Annotated in this window: 16 protein-coding genes and 1 tRNA gene; 13 read left to right on the top strand and 4 right to left on the bottom strand. The window is 59.2% G+C overall.

The window, feature by feature from the left end; genetic code table 11:
- Positions 1 to 159 precede the first annotated feature (159 nt).
- The 5 genes from ACTQXI_RS04235 to ACTQXI_RS04215 all read left to right on the top strand — a co-directional run bounded on the left by ACTQXI_RS04235 (position 160) and on the right by ACTQXI_RS04215 (position 4,988).
- On the top strand, positions 160 to 1,377 hold the full coding sequence (locus tag ACTQXI_RS04235) for a helix-turn-helix domain-containing protein (protein WP_441048901.1): 1,218 nt from the start codon (positions 160 to 162) through the stop codon (positions 1,375 to 1,377).
- A gap of 239 nt (positions 1,378 to 1,616) precedes the next feature.
- Positions 1,617 to 2,042, top strand: coding sequence for a hypothetical protein (locus ACTQXI_RS04230; RefSeq protein ID WP_154517807.1), 426 nt, complete (start codon positions 1,617 to 1,619; stop codon positions 2,040 to 2,042).
- A 167-nt stretch (positions 2,043 to 2,209) separates the two neighbouring features.
- Entirely contained in the window at positions 2,210 to 2,800 is a 591-nt protein-coding gene (locus tag ACTQXI_RS04225; RefSeq protein ID WP_441048902.1) for a hypothetical protein, read from the top strand.
- Positions 2,801 to 2,886: 86 nt separating this feature from the next.
- A complete protein-coding gene (locus ACTQXI_RS04220; RefSeq protein ID WP_441048903.1) occupies positions 2,887 to 3,705 on the top strand; it encodes a class B sortase in 819 nt (272 codons plus the stop codon).
- A 2-nt stretch (positions 3,706 to 3,707) separates the two neighbouring features.
- Positions 3,708 to 4,988 carry an LCP family protein gene (locus tag ACTQXI_RS04215; protein WP_441048904.1) on the top strand — a complete coding sequence of 427 codons (1,281 nt, stop codon included), beginning with the start codon at positions 3,708 to 3,710 and terminating at the stop codon, positions 4,986 to 4,988.
- A 34-nt stretch (positions 4,989 to 5,022) separates the two neighbouring features.
- Here ACTQXI_RS04215 and ACTQXI_RS04210 read toward each other — a convergent pair whose 3' ends face one another.
- Positions 5,023 to 5,544 (bottom strand): nitroreductase family protein, encoded by a 522-nt coding sequence (locus ACTQXI_RS04210; RefSeq protein WP_441048905.1) that lies wholly within the window; start codon positions 5,542 to 5,544, stop codon positions 5,023 to 5,025.
- A 293-nt stretch (positions 5,545 to 5,837) separates the two neighbouring features.
- On the opposite strand from ACTQXI_RS04210, the gene ACTQXI_RS04205 reads away from it, so the two are divergent.
- The 4 genes from ACTQXI_RS04205 to ACTQXI_RS04190 all read left to right on the top strand — a co-directional run bounded on the left by ACTQXI_RS04205 (position 5,838) and on the right by ACTQXI_RS04190 (position 10,539).
- On the top strand, positions 5,838 to 6,128 hold the full coding sequence (locus ACTQXI_RS04205; RefSeq protein ID WP_441048906.1) for a CDP-alcohol phosphatidyltransferase: 291 nt from the start codon (positions 5,838 to 5,840) through the stop codon (positions 6,126 to 6,128).
- 181 nt (positions 6,129 to 6,309) lie between these two features.
- Entirely contained in the window at positions 6,310 to 6,798 is a 489-nt protein-coding gene (locus tag ACTQXI_RS04200) for a MarR family winged helix-turn-helix transcriptional regulator (protein ID WP_441041392.1), read from the top strand.
- Positions 6,798 to 8,522: an ABC transporter ATP-binding protein gene (locus tag ACTQXI_RS04195; RefSeq protein ID WP_441048907.1), complete on the top strand. Its 1,725-nt coding sequence runs from the start codon at positions 6,798 to 6,800 to the stop codon at positions 8,520 to 8,522. The genes ACTQXI_RS04200 and ACTQXI_RS04195 overlap by 1 nt, the downstream gene beginning before the upstream one ends.
- A gap of 1 nt (position 8,523) precedes the next feature.
- Complete coding sequence (locus ACTQXI_RS04190; RefSeq protein ID WP_441048908.1) at positions 8,524 to 10,539, top strand: ABC transporter ATP-binding protein; 2,016 nt, start codon at positions 8,524 to 8,526, stop codon at positions 10,537 to 10,539.
- Positions 10,540 to 10,647: 108 nt separating this feature from the next.
- Here the strand turns inward: ACTQXI_RS04190 and cysE are convergent, their stop codons facing one another.
- Entirely contained in the window at positions 10,648 to 11,352 is a 705-nt protein-coding gene (gene cysE, locus ACTQXI_RS04185) for a serine O-acetyltransferase (RefSeq protein ID WP_370450655.1), read from the bottom strand.
- 223 nt (positions 11,353 to 11,575) lie between these two features.
- Here cysE and ACTQXI_RS04180 point away from each other — a divergent pair, with 223 nt between their 5' ends.
- Together ACTQXI_RS04180 and ACTQXI_RS04175 are read left to right on the top strand one after the other, a co-directional pair.
- The gene (locus ACTQXI_RS04180; protein WP_154517831.1) at positions 11,576 to 12,223 is read left to right on the top strand and encodes a VTT domain-containing protein; all 648 of its coding nucleotides are present in this window, start codon (positions 11,576 to 11,578) and stop codon (positions 12,221 to 12,223) included.
- A gap of 289 nt (positions 12,224 to 12,512) precedes the next feature.
- A complete protein-coding gene (locus ACTQXI_RS04175) occupies positions 12,513 to 13,565 on the top strand; it encodes a branched-chain amino acid aminotransferase (protein ID WP_427728837.1) in 1,053 nt (350 codons plus the stop codon).
- Positions 13,566 to 14,113: 548 nt separating this feature from the next.
- On the opposite strand, the gene ACTQXI_RS04170 is transcribed toward ACTQXI_RS04175, so the two are convergent.
- Positions 14,114 to 14,665: a LemA family protein gene (locus ACTQXI_RS04170; protein ID WP_427719860.1), complete on the bottom strand. Its 552-nt coding sequence runs from the start codon at positions 14,663 to 14,665 to the stop codon at positions 14,114 to 14,116.
- A gap of 211 nt (positions 14,666 to 14,876) precedes the next feature.
- Between ACTQXI_RS04170 and ACTQXI_RS04165 the strand changes: the two genes are divergently transcribed.
- Positions 14,877 to 15,461 (top strand): TetR/AcrR family transcriptional regulator, encoded by a 585-nt coding sequence (locus tag ACTQXI_RS04165; protein ID WP_195838605.1) that lies wholly within the window; start codon positions 14,877 to 14,879, stop codon positions 15,459 to 15,461.
- 2 nt (positions 15,462 to 15,463) lie between these two features.
- Here the strand turns inward: ACTQXI_RS04165 and ACTQXI_RS04160 are convergent.
- Positions 15,464 to 15,553, bottom strand: a tRNA-Ser gene (locus ACTQXI_RS04160).
- A gap of 51 nt (positions 15,554 to 15,604) precedes the next feature.
- Between ACTQXI_RS04160 and tadA the strand changes: the two genes are divergently transcribed.
- Positions 15,605 to 17,386 carry a tRNA adenosine(34) deaminase TadA gene (tadA, locus tag ACTQXI_RS04155; RefSeq protein ID WP_441548376.1) on the top strand — a complete coding sequence of 594 codons (1,782 nt, stop codon included), beginning with the start codon at positions 15,605 to 15,607 and terminating at the stop codon, positions 17,384 to 17,386.
- Positions 17,387 to 17,582 lie beyond the last annotated feature (196 nt).

The following is a 17,582-nucleotide window of genomic DNA, read 5'->3' as shown; positions in this document are numbered from 1 at the left end:
CTCTTATCGCCCCGCCAGGATGGCGATGCGGGGCAACACCTATACTCGCAGGACGGCGCTTTCTGCCCTATAGTGTTTGGTGAGCAATATCGTTCAATTTTGAAACACTCGGTCGTGCGACCGTCGGCGGTTGTACGTCGCAGCGGACAGGGGCAAATCATGGATAGCGATGCCAAGCTGAAGATCTTGACCAATGCCCTAGCTGCTGCCGGGGCCTCGGCATTGGCAATCGATGCGCGTGGGGACGTCGCGATATCGACCATGAATGACGCGGCGCTTGAGCGGGATGTGGCGGCTTTTGTCGCTGAGCGCCTCGACCGCATAGGAGACGGCGCGCGTCTGGTTATGGGGTGTGCGGGTACGCGCCTGAGCCTGACCGTTCGCCCCACCGATAAAGAGGGCGGGGGCCTTTGGGTCATCGTGGTCCGCGAGGTGCGCGCCGCCGCGGCGCATGCGGGCATCGAGTGGCTCAACGCCGACGAAGTTGAGGCCCGCTACGAATCGAGCGCGTACGGCATCGTCGAAAACGCGGCAGCGGTCGCTGCCCCCGTACGGGAGAGCTATGCGCGCGGAGTGCCCCTTATGCTCGAGGGCGAGCTGGGCGCGGGACAGGATCAGATTGCAAAACGCCTGTACCTGGATGGACCCTATGCCGACCAGCCCTTTGTGTCCGTTGCGCTCGATGAGCTTACGGATCGCGGTTGGCGCCATCTGCTCAAAAGTTCCGAATCGCCGCTATTCCAAACGGGGCTGACACTTTGCATGGGCGGCTGGCATGCCGTTGGCCCCCAACGCCTGCGCGAGCTCGTGTCCGCAATGATCGACACGGCGCTCGCAACTCGTTGCCATGTGGTGTTGACGGCAAACGACATGCCAGGCGGCGGCGAAAGCGATCAGGCTGCTTTTGTAACCGAGCGTCTGGCCTGTGCAGTGAGTGTGGCGCCGGCGATTGCCGAGCAGGGCGGCGCGTCGGAAAAGGTTGCGCGCTATCTGGAATATCTGGCAGATATGTTTGAGACGGCAACACCTGCCTTGTCGTCCGCGGCGGCAAAGACACTCGATGCCTATCGGTGGCCCCGTAACTATCTACAGCTTCGTGAGGTTTCGGAACGACTTTATATATTAGTGAGGATGGGTACGGCCGAGCGGGCGGTGGCGGAGGAGGTGCTCGCTCAGGAGGACGTTATCAAGACCGCGACCTTTGGTGCCCCGACGCTCGATAGCGATCTGTATATCTTGCGCCCACTGGCCGATACCGAGCGCGATATCGCGCGGCTGGTCGTAGGTCACCTTCACGGCAACAGGACCCGAGCTGCCGAAGTGCTAGGCATAAGCCGTACGACCCTGTGGCGCCTGCTGAAGGACGACGACCGTTAAGCGAGGCGCCCGTGACCGCGCGCGGCGCGTGTGATACAGTCCAAAGCAGTATTGTTTCGACTGTGTTACGGCGTGCGGGGAGTATGGCGGAGACTTCAAAAACAAATCGGGTTCGAAAGCCCGCGGCGCCGGTCAACCGTCGCACGACTTCACGGACGTGGGGCAAAAGCGCCTCGGGGTTCGACGGCTCGTTCAAACGCACTAAATATGGTTATCCTTCGGCAAGCGCTCGCTTGGCCATGCAGGCCGAATCATCGCTGTGGGGCCGTAAACGTGTGGTGGGGTCAAAGCTCAAGCACGATGGAACGCTCGGCTACATTAGCCGTGGCGCTGCTCGCCGTAGCGGCCTCAATCCCGCAGGCTGGCATCGCTATGTTCCGATCGCGGTCGTTGTCGCGGTGATTGTCATCGCGCTCGCGGCGCTCGGTTACGCCGGCGGCGGGGCCAATCTGGACGCAATGTTTAAGTCGCCCGAGCTCGCGCATGCAGGCACAGAAGTTGTCGAGGGCGTTCAGACCCAGACGGGCGTCGCGCCCCAGCGCGGCATGGTCGCAGCCGCTGCCACCATTGCCGATGCTCAAAAGGATGAAGGCGAACAAAAAGCAGAGGGAGCGGCACAGGCGAGTGATGGCGGGGCGAATTCGGCTCCAAATCAAACGGCATAGACCTGACGGAACATAAAATAGTCACGGCTAGGTGCCGTTTTGAGCTATAGGCGAACAAAAATCTGCAAAATCGTTTCATGTAGAGCTCTTTAGTTACAATTTGCAGAAAAGGGATATACTACTATAAATTTGAAAATTCGTAAGCTGCAAGTTGAGGAGTACCCAACATGAAGAAGAGATTCATGGCAGCACTGAGCGTGCTCGCTCTTGCCCTGGCTCTGCCCGTGGCTGCTTTCGCCGCCAACAGCCCCGAGAAGGTTAGCAGCCAGCCTGTCACGTCCAATGGCGTGACCGCAAATGCTACCGGCGTTGTCACCAGCAGCGATGCATGGCTTAATGTTGTCGGTACCGGTACTGCCGCCAACAACGTCCCCTCTGGTTCCAATGTGGTTGCTTCTTTTGAAGTCACCCACCATAACACGAGCGGCCCGTACAACTTCACCTTTGCTCTTGGTTCTCAGTATGCTGGCGCCAAGGTGACCGTCTACATCCAGCATGATTCTGGTTCCAAGGATGTGAAGGAGCTTACCGCCGACGCCAACGGCAACGTTTCCTTCACGATGGACGAGCTCTGCATCATCTCTCTGGTTGCTCAGCCCACGAGTGGCGCCTCTGCTGCCGCTAGCACGACTGTGACTGCCGACAAGGGCGCTAAGTCCCCGGCCACCGGCGTGAACACCACCGCCGTTGCCGCCGTGGCTGCTTTTGCCGCCGCTGGTGCCGCTTGCGCTTTTGTTGCTCTTCGCAAGAACAACTAGTACGCATACGGTTTCAACCGTAAGATTTGAGGACCCGTACTTGTGCGGGTCCTTTTTTTAGCCGATTTACAGGGTAAGGGAACACCATGGCACAGCAGCCAGAGGGCAAGTATATGGACGTTCAGCATATGGACGACTCGGACAAAAAGCGTCGCGCCACGATACTCAAGGGCGTTTTCGTGGTGTTGTTACTGATCGCAGTCGGCTGCGGCGGCTACGTACTCTATATGAACCATCTGGAGCAGCAGCGCGCGCAGGAGATGAGTGCAACGGGCAAGCCTGCTACCAAGGTCGAATCGAAGGACAGGGAGCTGGCAGACAATCCCATCGACTTTGCCTCGCTTATCAAAGAAAACGCTGACATTTACGCTTGGCTCTATATTCCGGGAGCCGACATCAACACACCTCTACTGCAGAGTGCAACCGACGACCTGTTCTATTTGGATCACGACAAGGACGGTAAGTACGACCCGTATGGCACCGCGTTTAGCCAGATGGCCAATGCGCGTGACTTTAGCGATCCCGTGACGGTGACCTACGGCCACGTGAACGGCGGCGTGTTCCATAACTTGCATAATTTTGAGGATGCGGACTTCTTTAACGAGAACACCGAGTTCTTCATCTACACGCCCGGTCATATCCTGACGTACCAGATCGTTTCGGCCTACCAGTACGACGATCGCCATATCCTCAACTCATTTAACTTTGCCGATCCCGCTGTGCGCCAGGAGTATTTCAATACCGTCTGCAATCCCGACGCGCTCCTCAAAAACGTACGGGAAGGTATTGCGCTTGATGCGGATAGCAAGGTTGTGCAACTGAGCACCTGCATGCTCGATAGCTCGCAGGGCAACTCGCGCTATATTGTGAGCGGTGTGTTAACAAACGACCAGGAGACAAAATAGTCATGAACCCCCGTGGCAAGCACTTTATCGATGCGGTGGATCCCGACGAAAATAGCCAGGAGAACACTTCCCAGCAACAGGTTTCCGATGTGGCGGAGCCTGCCAGCGCGCAGCAGGGTGCCGATGTCGATTCGGCATCTGACACACAAAATGGGGCGTCGAGCAAAACCGTGGGCCAGGCCGAGACTTCGGCGCAGGTTGCGGATGATATACCGCAGCCTGCTGATGATACCGAATGGCCTTCGCTCGATGAGGCGCCACCGCAGCGCCGTCGCCGTTCCCAGGAGTCGATTAAGCGCATCAAACGTCGTCGCCGCATCCGCACACTCGTGATTGTGTTGCTCGTGATCGGCGCGATTGCTGCTGCCGGCTGGGGCTTTGTGAACCACAGCGTGAACCAAGGCAAAAAGAAGATCGAGGAAAAGACCGAAAAGGTCATTAAGGCCAAAGGTGACACCATCACCTATAACGGCAAGAAGTATGCACTCAACAAGCATATGGCTACGGTGGCGTTTATCGGCTTCGATAATCGCGCGTCTGATGATGGCGCCAAAGAAGGCCAGTCGGATACCGTTATGGTTGTAGCCCTTAATACCGATACAGGCGAGGCCCGCGGCATCGTTATTCCGCGCGACAGCATGGTTGCCGTCGATACGTATGCGGGTGGTTCGTTTTCGGGTCAGGTGACCGAGCAGCTCTGCCTGCAGTTTGCCTACGGTACCGACGGTGATAATTCCTCGCAGCTGACGGCGGCAGCCGCTTCACGTGTGCTCGACAATATCCCAGTCGACTATTACTACACGCTCAACATTGAGGGCGTGGCGCCTATCAATGATTCTATTGGCGGCGTGACGCTCGTGCCGACACAGACCGTGCCGGGCACGGCAGCGGTTGAGGGGCAGGAGACGACGCTGTTTGGAATCTCGGCCGAAAAGTATGTGCAGTGGCGCGATACCACGGAGTTGACCTCGTCGCTCGATCGTACGGCACGTCAGGTGAGCTATGTGCAGGCGTTTGCGGCCAAGGTGCTCAACAGCGCCAAGAGTAATCCGGCTGTGCTGATTAACTTGTACCAGACGATGGGCGACTATACGTGGACCAATCTGGGCCTCGATGAGTTTAGCTATCTGGCGACCACGATGCTCGAGCACGGCCTGACCTCGTTTGATGTTGTGACGCTGCAGGGAACCATGCAGCAGGGCGACACCTTTGCCGAGTTCTACTTAGACCAAGACAACGTAAAACAGACGGTCGTCGACACCTTCTACCACCCGGTCGACTAATTTGTTCCGCCGTTCGGTAGAACGGCGGAACAAATTACCTAACATACACCACGTTGTCGCGGCGCGGCTTTGCCTCGGGTAGCGTGTCCTCGGCATAGCCCAGAATGCAGTTACCGACACCGCGCAGGCTGCCGTCGGCGGGCAGGCCCCAGCTGGCCAGCAGCTCCAGGCCCTCGGGCGAGTCAAAGACCTCATGCGCGCGGTGAATCCAGCACGAATCGACACCCAGTGCATAGGCGGCGTTGAGCAAGTTGCCCATGGCGAGCGAGCCGTCTTCCAGATGTGTGGGCACGCTGCGGTCAACCAGCACCACCACAACGGTCTTGGCGCCATAGAAGGGGTCGCTGTTGCTGCCCATGACCTGGGCGTTGAGCTGTGAGAGACGCTCGATGGTCGCGGGGTCGGTGACGGCGACAAACGTCACCGGCTGGCGGCCCATGCCGCTCGGTGCATATTGGCCGGCTTCGATAATACGTGCAAGCTTTTCGGCCTCGACGGGACGATCGCTGTATTTGCGGCAGCTGCGGCGGTGAATGAGTGCTTCGATAGTCTCCATGGTGTCTCCTTGCGGTGGCGTTGCAGATGCCTCGTTCATACCCGTCGGGCTCAAACGATAGACGGTCAATTGCCCGGCAAAAGGATAGATTCCAATTGGGTAAGTTGGTTTGCATAAAAGTACCTTTAAAATGTGACAAGCCAATGGGATGGTTAAACGTTTTATCCCGTCTGCCCTGCGGTTTTTACCACTTGCCTAAATGACGAACGCATAGCCTCTGATAAAGGTTTTACTAAAGAAGTACCAACGTTTATCAACGCGCCGTGGTGGCGCCGGGCCAGGAGGTAACTATCATGTTCCAGGCTGGAGATGTCGTCGAGACCGATTTCGAAGGATTTCTGAAGCTGCTGCGTTCCAAGACACGCGCTTTTGTGACGATTGACGGTCACGAGTACTACATCACGCACACCGATGGCTATTGGCGTGTTCAGGATTGCGAGGCCCTCAACGATAAGGGCCACTTTACTGACTGCTCCGAGCTGGTCAACACGCTCTGCGAGGTCGTCGAGCTGCCTTGGATCTGCGGCAAAAGCCTGCACGATAGCTTCTCGGGCGCTACGGTCTACGAGGCTGTCGCCGCTTAACAGGCAATGAAATCCGATTTTCACGTGACCGCTGGCGCCGCCCCCGCGCCGGCGGTCTTTTTCTGCCGATAGGCCATAAAAGCGTAGGCATTTGCGGAGAACCTGTTGACGATAGTCAAAGCTCGGACTAATCTAGAGACACGAAATTGGTCAAAAATCGGACAATCGAATGGTGGGATAGATGAATAGTGCGGTTACGCCGGTCGACTTCGACCGGTTGCTCAATAGACTCGACCATATCTATTCGGAGTTCTCGCGCGCCTGCGGCCTTTCGGACTGCGCTTACTGGATGCTCGTCGATACCAGCACGGCAGGCGGCAGTATTGCCGTAAGCCGTCTGACAAGCGAATGGTTCTACAGCAAGCAGACCATCAACTCGGCAATTAAAACCTTGACGGCGCGGGGCTTCGCAACGTTGGAGTTTGCCGAAGGCAGCCGTAAGAACAAGGTTGTGCGTTTGACCGAAGCGGGCATGCGGTTTGCCGAGCAATATGCGCTGCCGGCGCAAGAAGCCGAGCAACAGGCTTTCGAAGTGCTCGAGCCCTGGGAACAGCGCGAAATCATGCGCCTCATCGAAAAATTTTCCCATGCGCTCGGCGATGAGTGCGATGTCTTTAAGCAGCATATCGCTGCCGAGAATCAAGGTGAGGGTGAGTCGTGCGACTGTTAATGAGGTTTTTGAAGCCCTATCGAGGGCTTGTCGCAGTGACGCTGCTGGCGCTGCTGGTGGATAACGTCGGTACGCTGTTGGTTCCCACGATGCTGGCGAACATGGTCAACACCGGCATTACCACGGGCGATGTCGACTACATCTTATGCAACGGCCTATACATGTTTATCGCGACGAGCATGGCTAGCGGCGGCACGGTGCTGGGCTGCTATCTTTCGGCGCGTCTGGCGGCTAACGTGGCCTGCGACATCCGCAATGCCGTCTACGACAAATCACTCGAGCTGTCTGCCAGCGATTTTGAGCGCTTTGGCACCGGATCGATGATCACGCGCTCACTCAACGACATCAACGTGATTCAACAGGCTGTCCTTCAGACGATTCAGCTGGTGCTGCCCGTGCCGTTCCTGGCGGTGGCGGGCATCATCTTCGCCTGGTTTATCGATCCGGCTATGGGCGTGCTTCTGGGCGTCGTGGTTGCGATCGTGCTGGTTGCGGCGGTCTTTACGGTTGCCAATGCGGCACCGATTTTTATGCGCCTACAGGGCTTTATCGACCGCATGAACGTGGTGCTGCGCGAGAATATTGTGGGCGTGCGCGTTATTCGTGCTTTTAATAAAGAGCATCACGAGGAGCGGCGCCTGGACGAGGTGTTTAGCGACTACGCCGCCAACGCCATAAAGGTCAACCACCTGTTTGTGGGCCTTGACAGCTCCAGCTTCTTTTTGATGAACATCGCCGAGGTGGCGGTGCTGTGGGTGGGCGGTAACCGGGTGGGCGCCCACGCCATGCAGATCGCGAGTATCTCGGCGGTGCTGGAGTATGCAATTCTGATCCTGTTCTTTGTGATGATGGCCCAGATGGTGGTGCTGACGCTTCCGCGTGCTGCCGCGTGCCTGAACCGTGCGCAGCAGGTGTTGGAGATTGAGCCGAGCATCGTGGACGGCGAGCGTACGCTGGGTGACGGGACGCCTGCCTCCGAGGACGATGCGGATGCTGTTGCCGTGTTCGACCACATGTCGTTTCGCTTTGACGACGCCGACGAGGACACCCTGTGCGACCTGAGCTTTGCCTGTCGTCGCGGTCAGACGACCGCGATTGTGGGCTCGACGGGCTCGGGCAAGTCGACGGTGGCAAAGCTTCTGCTGCGCTTCCACGATGCCACCAAGGGCGCCATTCGCCTGGACGGCATCGACCTGCGCGAGCTTTCGCAAGATGAGATTCGCGGGCGCATCGCCTATGTGCCGCAGAAGGCATGGCTGTTCTCGGGCACCGTGGCAAGCAATCTGCGCTTTGGCAACGAGGATGCGACCGAGGCGGACATGCTTCATGCGCTGCAGGTTGCCCAGAGCACCTTTGTGCTCGATCAGCCGCAGGGGCTCGATACTCCGGTTGCCCAGGGCGGTACGAACTTTTCGGGCGGCCAGCGCCAGCGTCTGGCAATCGCCCGTGCGCTCATGAAGCATGCCGATCTGTATATCTTCGATGACAGTTTTTCGGCCCTGGACTTTAAAACCGATGCGGCCTTGCGCCATGCGCTGCAGGACGAGACGCGCGACGCCGCGGTGCTCATCATCGCGCAGCGCATCTCGACGATTTTGCATGCCGACCAGATTATCGTGCTCAAGGATGGCGAGGTCGTGGGCCTGGGCGCGCACGAGGAACTTATGGAAACCTGCGAGGTGTACCGCGCCATCGCGGAATCGCAGATGAAGGGAGGTGAGTAGCATGACCGAGGAGCTCAAGAAGCGCAGCGACGCTATCGATGCCGTCGTTGTGGACGCGGCCGAGGAAGCGGTCGAGCAGTCTGCCGCGTCGACCGAGCTGAATGCCGCCGCCAGGGCCGCGGCCGAGCGCGAGGCTCGTCGCCAGGCGCTGTACGAGGAAAACGAGCGTGCCGAGGACGAGCGCGCCCGTGCCGAGGCAGAGCGTATGCGCGACGTGGACGACGAAGAAGAGGACGAGACGCCCCGGGATACCTGGGCGACGGTGCGCCGCTTGTGGAGCGAGGCCGCCGGCGACCATTGGCGCTTCTATATTGTATTCGCGAGCATTGTGTTCTACGTCATCTTTAACACCGCCGCGCCGGCATATAGCGCTCATGTTATCGACGAGCTGTGGGGCCATATACAGGTGGCGTTTGCCAGCGGAACGACCTTCAGCATCACCTGGGATCAGTGCGGTAAGACCATCTTTGTCTACTTTTTGATCTGGACAGCCGCCGGATCGTTCTATGCGCTGCAGAGTTTTTTGATGTCGAGCGTCGCCGAGCGACTCAACCTGCGTCTGCGCAACCGCATCGCGCAGAAGCTCAGCCGCCTGCCGCTCGCCTACTTTGACGCGCATCGCCCCGGCGAAGTGGTCAGCCGCGCGACCAATGACTTGGACAAGATGTCCGAGAGTATGCAGCGCGGATTGCTGCAGCTGCTGGTATCGATCGGTACCGTGACGGGTGCCATCATCATGATGTTTGTCTATAGCGTCAAGCTCACGTTGGTCTTTTTGGGCTTTACGGCGGTATCGTTGCTGGTGACCAAGGTGGTTTCGCGCCGAACGCATGATGTGACGGGCGAGCGTCAGGAGTGGGTGTCCAAAATCACGAGCGCGGTCGAGGAAGGCTATTCAGGCCGTTTGGTGATTCGCGCATTCAACCGCGAGCATCAGAGCTCTGCCGAGGTGCACGAGGCCTCGAGGGAGCTAGCGCGCGTGAGTACCAAGGCCGACTTTATGATCAATGCCGTCGGCCCTGCGGTTCGCTTTATCGGCCGTTTGGCGCAGATCGTGATCGCGCTGGTGGGCTGCAGCATGCTGGTCGCCGGCCACATGACCGTCGGCGTGTTCCAGGCGTTCTTCCAGTTTATCTACGGGGCGTCCGAACCCATGACGCAGCTGTCGTTCACTTTCAACTCGCTGCAGAGCGCGCTGGCGAGTGCGGAGCGCGTGTTCGACCTGCTCGATGAGCCCGAGATGGAAGCTGATCCGCTGCCGGGTGATGCTGCCAGGCTGCCGGGTCGCATTGAGGGCCGTGTCTCCTTTGAGCACGTGCGTTTTGGTTATTCGCCCGACAAGTCGCTTATGCGTGACGTGTCGTTTACCGCCGAGCCGGGCCAGAAGATCGCCGTGGTGGGAACCACGGGCGCGGGCAAGACCACGCTCATCAACCTGCTCATGCGTTTTTACGAGATCGATGGCGGGCGCATTACGCTCGACGGCGTGGACACGAGCTGTATGGACCGCGGCGAGCTGCGCCAGCAGTTTGGCATGGTGCTGCAGGACGCCTGGCTATTCGATGGCACGATTGCCGAAAACATCGCCTACGGCTGTCCCGAGGCGACGCGCGACGAGATCGTGGCGGCTGCGCGCGCCGCGCAGGTCGACTTCTTTGTGCGCACCATGCCGCAGGGTTATGACACGCGGGTGGCAAACGATGCCGAGAGCATTAGCCAAGGGCAGCGTCAACTGCTGACCATCGCACGCGTGCTGCTCAACAACCCGGCGATTCTCATCCTGGACGAGGCGACGTCGAGCGTGGACACGCGTACCGAGCTCGCCATCGGCCGTGCTATGGATGCGCTTATGCGCGGGCGCACGAGTTTTGTGATCGCGCATCGCCTGTCGACGATCGTGGACGCCGACCTGATCTTGGTCATGGATCACGGCAACATTATCGAGCAGGGCACGCATAAGGAGTTGCTGGCTGCCGAGGGCGCCTACGCCGACCTCTATCTGAGCCAGTTCGCATAATGCGACATGGGGACGGCCCCCTTGTCGCATCGGAAATAAGGCGCGCCGGGGATAGATTCCCTGGCGCGCCTTTGCGCTGGCGTGAATGTTGTCATTGGCCGTCCGCGTCTAGCGTTCGTCCACAAGTTTGGCAACGAGGGCTTTGAGCTCGGCTACCTCTTGCTCGAGTTCTTTGACGCGGCGGGCGTTCTCGGTGATGCCCTGACGGTTGAGGGCGGACTGCTCGGCGGCATCGTCAGGCATGTACTCGCGGTGCTGCTTGGCGTCGAAGCTCTCCTCGAACACGCGGCAGCCGTTGCGCTTGATGATGCGTCCCGGTACGCCCACGACGGTGCAGTTGTCGGGCACGTCCTTGACGACAACCGAGTTGCCGCCGATTTTGACGTTGTTGCCGATGCGAATGTTGCCGAGCACCTTGGCGCCCGTGCCCACGGTGACGTTGTTGCCCAGGGTGGGGTGGCGCTTGCCGGTTTCGTTGCCGGTGCCGCCAAGCGTGACGCCCTGGTAGAGCACGCAGTTGTCGCCCACGATGGTGGTTTCGCCGATGACGACGCCCATGGCGTGGTCGATAAAGAAATGCTTGCCGATCTGTGCAGCGGGATGAATCTCGACCCCGGTGATGTGGCGGGTGATTTGCGAGAGCACACGGGCGAGCGAGCGATGACCGTGCTCCCACAGCCAGTGCTCGGGCACGTGGTTCCACTTGGCGTGCAGGCCAGGATAGGAAAGGAAGATGACCAAACCGTTTTGCGCGGCGGGGTCCTGCGTCTGGACGGTCTTGATGTCCTCGCGAATGGTATTGATAAAGCTCACCGGCCGCCCTCCCTTAGCGCCATGGCAATGCGATTCAATAAAGTATAGCGATTCGCTAGGGATTAGGAAGAATAATCTTGGCGGCTTTGCATGACAGGTGTCAGTTATGCAAACTTGCTGGTAATGGAGTCATGCTTTTGTGGGGTTGCGCACGAGGGGGCACCGTAACCGTATACTGGTCAACTTGGACGTATCCGCGCCCACAACTGAGAGGTTTTACTTCATGGGTTTCATCAATTTTATCGCCGAGCTACTCAAAGACCCGCGCACCGCGATTGCCAGCTGGATCGCCGCCGGCCCGCTTATGGCCTACGGCTGCGTGTTCCTCATTATCTTCGTTGAGACAGGCGTGGTGTTCTTCCCGTTCCTTCCCGGCGATTCACTGCTGTTTGCTTCGGGCTTCTTTGCCCATAACGGTGGCTTTAACATCGTAGCCCTGCTGGCCGTAGCATGGGCTGCTGCCATCCTGGGAGACCAGTGCAACTTTATGATCGGTCACTTCTTTGGCAAAAAGATCATCGCTTCGGGCAAGGTCAAGGCCATGACGCCCGAGCGTATCAAAAAGTCCGAGGACTTCTTGGACAAGTGGGGTCACCTGGCCATCTTCCTCGGCCGCTTCTTCCCGTTTATCCGCACCTTTGTGCCCTTCATTGCCGGCATGGGCGGCATGCACTGGCGCAACTTTGTCATCTACAACGTGCTGGGCGGCATTACCTGGTCGACGGTCTTTACACTGCTGGGCTACTTCTTTGGTGGCATCCCCTTTGTGCAGGAGCACTTTGAGTTGCTGATCATTGGCATCGTAGCCGTTTCGATCATCCCGACTGTAGTCGGCCTGGTTAAGGCTAAGCTGGGCAAACAGAACGCGTAGTTCGAGCTGGCGCACAAATCGCGTCGCTGAGGCCCGTCACCGTTTACGGTGGCGGGCCTCTTTAGTTTCGGTCAAATGAAAATACTTTAGTTAGTTAAAGAAAAACGTTTTATCCGACGCGCGTGCGGAGTACAATCTCGTCCATGCGAATCGACGTGCCATCGGCTTCGATGTTGCCCGCGTGTCCCGTCCGGCTCTACGCTCCGGGCGTGCGACGTTGCGACACGGTCGGCCTCGGTCCTTGCGTGCGGGTTCGCGAGTATGCAACTGTGTATGTAAGGAGCGACATATGACTGTCGAGAAGAAGGATATCGATTGGGGTAGCCTCGGCTTTGGCTACATGAAGACCGATTACAGCTACGAGGCTCATTGGAAGGATGGCGAGTGGGACGAGGGCGGCCTGACCACCGACCACACCATGCATGTCTCCGAGTGCGGCGGCATCTTCCATTACTGCCAGGAGGTCTTTGAGGGCCTGAAGGCCTACACCGCCGAGGATGGCAGCATCGTCTGCTTCCGTCCCGACATGAACGCTGAGCGCATGTATAACTCTGCCCAGCGCCTCGAGATGCCGCCGTTCCCCAAGGACAAGTTCGTCGAGGCCGTCAAGCAGGTCGTTTCTGCCAACGCCGCCTGGGTTCCGCCTTTCGGCTCCGGTGCGACCCTGTACGTGCGTCCGTTTATGATTGGCTCTGGTGACGTGATTGGCGTGGCTCCTGCTCCTGAGTACACGTTCCGCATTCTCGTGACTCCGGTCGGTCCGTACTTTAAGGGCGGCCTTAAGCCCGTTAAGCTGCGCGTTTCCGAGTATGACCGTGCAGCCCCGCATGGCACCGGCAACATCAAGGCCGGCCTGAACTACGCCATGTCCCTTAAGCCCACGATGGAGGCCCATCGCGAGGGCTATGCCGAGAACCTGTATCTTGACTCCGAGTCTCGCACCTATGTCGAGGAGACCGGTGGCGCCAACGTCCTGTTCGTGAAAGAGGACGGCACCCTCGTTGTTCCTCAGTCGCACACCGACTCGATCCTGCCCTCCATCACCCGTCGCTCGCTCGTTCAGGTCGCTCAGGACCTGGGCATGACCGTTGATCAGCGTCCCGTCGAGTGGGCCGAGGTCAAGGCCGGCACCTTTGTCGAGTGCGGTCTGTGCGGCACCGCTGCTGTTATCTCCCCGGTCGGCGAGATTGACAACAAGGTTTATGGTGCCGACGAGACCGTGACCTTCCCGGCTGGCTGCACCGAGATCGGCCCTGTTATGAAGAAACTTCGCGAGACCCTGACTGGTATTCAGTCTGGTGCTGTCGAGGATAAGCACAACTGGGTTTACACCGTCGCGTAAGCTGTCTTGTATGTTCGGCCCGAGGGCGACCTTCCTTTCCGGCGCGTCCTCGGACATGAAAGAACCCCCGCTGCGCACTACGTGCGGCGGGGGTTCTTTCATCCTGCGGAGTGCGCCTGGGTGTGGGCTCCATAAGGAGCTTGGCCCTAGTGACCCCGCGCAGTTCTGTAGGAAAACCCGCACCAGGAAGAGGTGCGTGCGCGGTTTTCCGGTTGCCGCTCGCCTGGGGTGGGACGGGGCGTACATTTTTGGGAGTTTTCAGCAGCCGGGTGCGCATGCATACGGGATTTTGGGCGAAAGTCAGGCGCCGTGAGCCGCATCCTGTAGAAAATGAGTGATCCCTGAGGTGCTGAGGGCTCAGAATCAGGGTTTTCAACGCGGTTTTGTGGGCCCGTTCCTGTTCCTTTGGGCTCCAGGATGCTGAAAACTCCAAAATTTGCACGCCGCCCTCTGGGGTACCTGTGGGCAAAAAGCAACCGTCCCGCCGAAGTATGCATTCGACGGGACGGTTTATGCATATACCCGATTAAGGATACGCTGCGGATCTGTTAGAACTTGACGGTCGGTGCCTGGCGGGCAGCTTCGGCGGCCTCGAAGCCCTGGCGCTCCTTAAACTGGAAGATGCCGGCAAAGATAACGGCCGGGAACGTCTGGATGGCGTTGTTGTAGCTGAGCACGCAGTCGTTGTAGCTCTGGCGCGCGTAGCTCACCTTGTTCTCGGTGTCCTCGAGCGTAGCCTGGAGCTGCATAAAGTTGGTGTTCGCCTTAAGGTCGGGGTAGGCCTCGGCCACGGCAAAGAGCTGGCGCAGCGCACCGGTCAGCACGTTGTCGGCTTCCATTTTGGCCTCGGGGGTGGTGGCGCTTACGGCGGTGTTGCGCGCGTTGATCACGGCGGCGAGCGTGTCCTGCTCGTGCTTGGCGTAGCCCTTGACGGTCTCGACCAGGTTGGGGATCAGGTCGTTGCGGCGCTGCAGCTGCGTGTCGATGTTCTGCCAGGCGTTATCGATACGATTGCGCTTGGTAACCATGTTGTTGTAGATGCCAGCGATGGCGCAGACGATCACAACGACAACAACGATACCGATGATGACGGGAAGCATGATGTCTCCGTTTCGAATGGCAGCGGCGTTTTGCGCCGGCCGTTGTTGGTATAACGTATCTAGTATACCCGCAACCTTTGGCGGTGCCGAACTTTCCGGTAAGCGTTTTGTTTCAACCAGGGAGGGGGCGCCAATATCGAACGGTTGGTACAGGTGTAAGATATGCGACAAATTACGGAATGCTGTCTACGCCTTGAGGATGGCGATACGGATGGACCTTCGCATCAAGAAAACCTATCGTGCCCTGTTCGACGCCTTTACCGAGCTTTTGGAAGAGTATCGGTTTGAGGATTTGACGGTTGCCATGCTTTGCGACCGGGCCCTGATTCGCCGCACGACGTTCTATAAGCATTTTCGCGATAAAAACGATTATTTTGCCTTCTATATCGATGAGCTTATGACGGGCTTGCCGCAAAACCAGACCGACGCAGCGGACGCGGAGCCGCTTGTGGATGTACAGGCGCTTCGCCATGAGGTCTTTGACGATGCCATGAATATGGTACTGGCGCATGAGCAGCTCATGGATAACCTTTTGGCGAGCAGCATGTCGGGCATGCTGACCGGCATGATTTGCGACCGCATCGCGCATTCCATCCGTGAGCGCGTGATGAGCTCGCTTGCCGAAGACGCCCTGGCGCCCGTTTCGCTTGAGACGACATCGGAATTTATCGCCGGTGGCATTATTCGAGTGTTCACAAATTGGTGGGAATCGGGCCACGATCTTGAGCGTCGACCCGAGATGGCCGACGTGGTCGATGCGCTGTTTGAGCGCACCATGACGCCGGTGAATCACTAAGGTGGCGGAGAGAGGGGGATTCGAACCCCCGGAACGCTCTCGCGCTCAACGGTTTTCAAGACCGCCGCATTCAACCGCTCTGCCATCTCTCCGTGAGTCGTAATGATAGCATCGTTTTGAATTTGCAACAGGGAAGGCGAACGATGACGATCACCGAAATCGACGAGAAGTTCATGCGCGAGGCGCTGGCGGAGGCGCGCGCCGCTGCGACAGTGGGCGAGGTGCCGATTGGTGCTGTGGTGGTGCGTGCGGGCGAGATTGTCGCGAGGGCGCATAATCGCCGTGAGCTCGACCAGGACCCTTCGGCACATGCCGAGTTTTTGGCCCTGTGCGCCGCCGCTCAGACGCTTGGGCGTTGGCGCCTTTCCGATTGTACGGTCTACGTGACGCTCGAACCCTGCTGCATGTGCGCGGGGCTTATGGTTAACGCGCGCGTGGGGCGTTGCGTGTATGGTGCGGCTGATGCCAAGGCGGGCGCGGTGGGCTCGCTGTATGACCTCAATGCCGATTCGCGCCTGAACCATCGGTTTAATGTGACCGCCGGCGTGCTGGCAGACGAGTGTCGTGAGGTGTTGAGCGGCTATTTTAGTGGGCTGCGTGACACCGATGGTGCTGTCTGCGGTTGTGGGGCCGATCTTGAGACGCATGCCGCTCATGCCAAGGCACTCACGTGTGCCGAAGATATTGCCGTTGAGGCGGTCGATTTTGGTGTCGCGTGCCGCCGGCCCCGCCGTGTGCTGCTGGCGATCGACTCCTTTAAGGGCAGCGTTTCGAGTGCACAGGCGGAGTCGGCGGTTGTCGAGGGTGTACGCCGCGCTTGGCCCGATGCCGATGTGTGCACATTGCCGCTGGCAGATGGTGGCGAGGGAACGCTCGATGCCGTCGCCGCGCGCGGCGGCGAGCTTTTGACCTGCGAGGTTGCAGGGCCCTTGGGCGATCGCGTGTCTGCCCGGATGCTGGTGGACGGCGAGCACGAGTCGGCTGTAGTTGAGACGGCCGAGGCGGCGGGTATTGGGTATTCGCCCTGCACGGAATCGGCGGCGATCGCGGCTTCGACCTATGGCGTGGGCGAGCTCATGCTTCGCGCGGTCCGTGCTGGGGCAAAGACTATCTATATTGGCTTGGGCGGCAGCGCTACCAACGATGGCGGCGCCGGTATGCTGCAGGCGCTGGGCGCGCATCTTGTCGACGAGTGTGGCTGCAATATCGCCCCCGGTCTTGCGGGTCTCGAACACGTGGTGAGTATCGATTTGGCGCCAGCGCTTCGGGCGCTGAATGGCGTGCGTATCGTGGTGCTTTCCGATGTTGAGAATCCGCTCGTGGGGCGCCGAGGAGCCCTGACGGTGTTTGGCGGGCAGAAAGGCCTGCCGACGGGTGACGTCGAGGCGCTGCGCGGGTACGACGGATGGATGGTCGGCTATGGCCGCCTGCTCGATGCGGCGATTGCTAGGGCGCGGGCTCAGGGGTTGTTGCGCACACCCGAGGGCGCACGGGCATTTGGCTCGGTGCTCGGCGTGCCCGGCGCGGGCGCGGCGGGTGGCTTGGGTGCCGCGCTGCTGGCGCTCGGTGCGGAGCTGCGCTCGGGCGTGGAGACGGTGCTCGATTTGATTGGGTTTGACGAGTGCGTGCGCAATGCCGATCTGGTCATAACGGGCGAGGGCAATATGGACGAGCAATCCGCCGCCGGTAAGGCGCCGGTGGGCGTGGCCCGTCGTGCGAAGCGATATAGCAAGCCGGTGGTCGCCGTCGTGGGCGGTCGTGCCGACAACCTGGATGCGGTGTATGGACAGGGTATCGACTTGGTTCTGCCGGTTTGCCGCAGGCCCATGCCCCTTGACCAAGCGCTCGACCCCCAGGAAGCCACAACCAACCTCATCTGTGCCGGCGAGGCAGCCGCTCGAGCCTACGACCTCGGCCGCCTCTAAAACCTATCTCCCTATAAGTTGCGGTGAAATACGGAGTGTTTTTGCCTTTAAGGGGCCAATTCAGTCCGTATTCCACCGCAACTTCGAGAATGTCCATTCGAGGTTGGCTGCTTTGGGTCGGACCGTTCGCCACGAAATGCGGCCGTCTACTACGTTAAACCGGCCACCCTCGACCATCCCGGAATTTACAAAAAGA

It is taken from the genome of Collinsella sp. LCP19S3_C9, assembly GCF_052121575.1.
In the GTDB taxonomy this organism is placed as follows: Bacteria; Actinomycetota; Coriobacteriia; order Coriobacteriales; family Coriobacteriaceae; genus Collinsella.
The sequence above is the reverse complement of the archived record's forward strand: the minus strand, read 5'-3'. Positions and strand labels throughout refer to the sequence as shown.

Excerpts from the sequence above, each read along its gene's own strand:
- ACTQXI_RS04165 (WP_195838605.1), top strand. The coding sequence starts at position 14,877 with ATGGACCTTCGCATCAAGAAAACCTATCGTGCCCTGTTCGACGCCTTT.
- ACTQXI_RS04225 (WP_441048902.1), top strand. The coding sequence starts at position 2,210 with ATGAAGAAGAGATTCATGGCAGCACTGAGCGTGCTCGCTCTTGCCCTG.
- ACTQXI_RS04215 (WP_441048904.1), top strand. The coding sequence starts at position 3,708 with ATGAACCCCCGTGGCAAGCACTTTATCGATGCGGTGGATCCCGACGAA.
- tadA (WP_441548376.1), top strand. The coding sequence starts at position 15,605 with ATGACGATCACCGAAATCGACGAGAAGTTCATGCGCGAGGCGCTGGCG.
- ACTQXI_RS04195 (WP_441048907.1), top strand. The coding sequence starts at position 6,798 with ATGAGGTTTTTGAAGCCCTATCGAGGGCTTGTCGCAGTGACGCTGCTG.
- ACTQXI_RS04235 (WP_441048901.1), top strand. The coding sequence starts at position 160 with ATGGATAGCGATGCCAAGCTGAAGATCTTGACCAATGCCCTAGCTGCT.
- ACTQXI_RS04175 (WP_427728837.1), top strand. The coding sequence starts at position 12,513 with ATGACTGTCGAGAAGAAGGATATCGATTGGGGTAGCCTCGGCTTTGGC.
- ACTQXI_RS04205 (WP_441048906.1), top strand. The coding sequence starts at position 5,838 with ATGTTCCAGGCTGGAGATGTCGTCGAGACCGATTTCGAAGGATTTCTG.
- ACTQXI_RS04220 (WP_441048903.1), top strand. The coding sequence starts at position 2,887 with ATGGCACAGCAGCCAGAGGGCAAGTATATGGACGTTCAGCATATGGAC.
- ACTQXI_RS04210 (WP_441048905.1), bottom strand. The coding sequence starts at position 5,544 with ATGGAGACTATCGAAGCACTCATTCACCGCCGCAGCTGCCGCAAATAC.
- ACTQXI_RS04170 (WP_427719860.1), bottom strand. The coding sequence starts at position 14,665 with ATGCTTCCCGTCATCATCGGTATCGTTGTTGTCGTTGTGATCGTCTGC.
- ACTQXI_RS04190 (WP_441048908.1), top strand. The coding sequence starts at position 8,524 with ATGACCGAGGAGCTCAAGAAGCGCAGCGACGCTATCGATGCCGTCGTT.
- ACTQXI_RS04200 (WP_441041392.1), top strand. The coding sequence starts at position 6,310 with ATGAATAGTGCGGTTACGCCGGTCGACTTCGACCGGTTGCTCAATAGA.
- ACTQXI_RS04180 (WP_154517831.1), top strand. The coding sequence starts at position 11,576 with ATGGGTTTCATCAATTTTATCGCCGAGCTACTCAAAGACCCGCGCACC.
- ACTQXI_RS04230 (WP_154517807.1), top strand. The coding sequence starts at position 1,617 with ATGCAGGCCGAATCATCGCTGTGGGGCCGTAAACGTGTGGTGGGGTCA.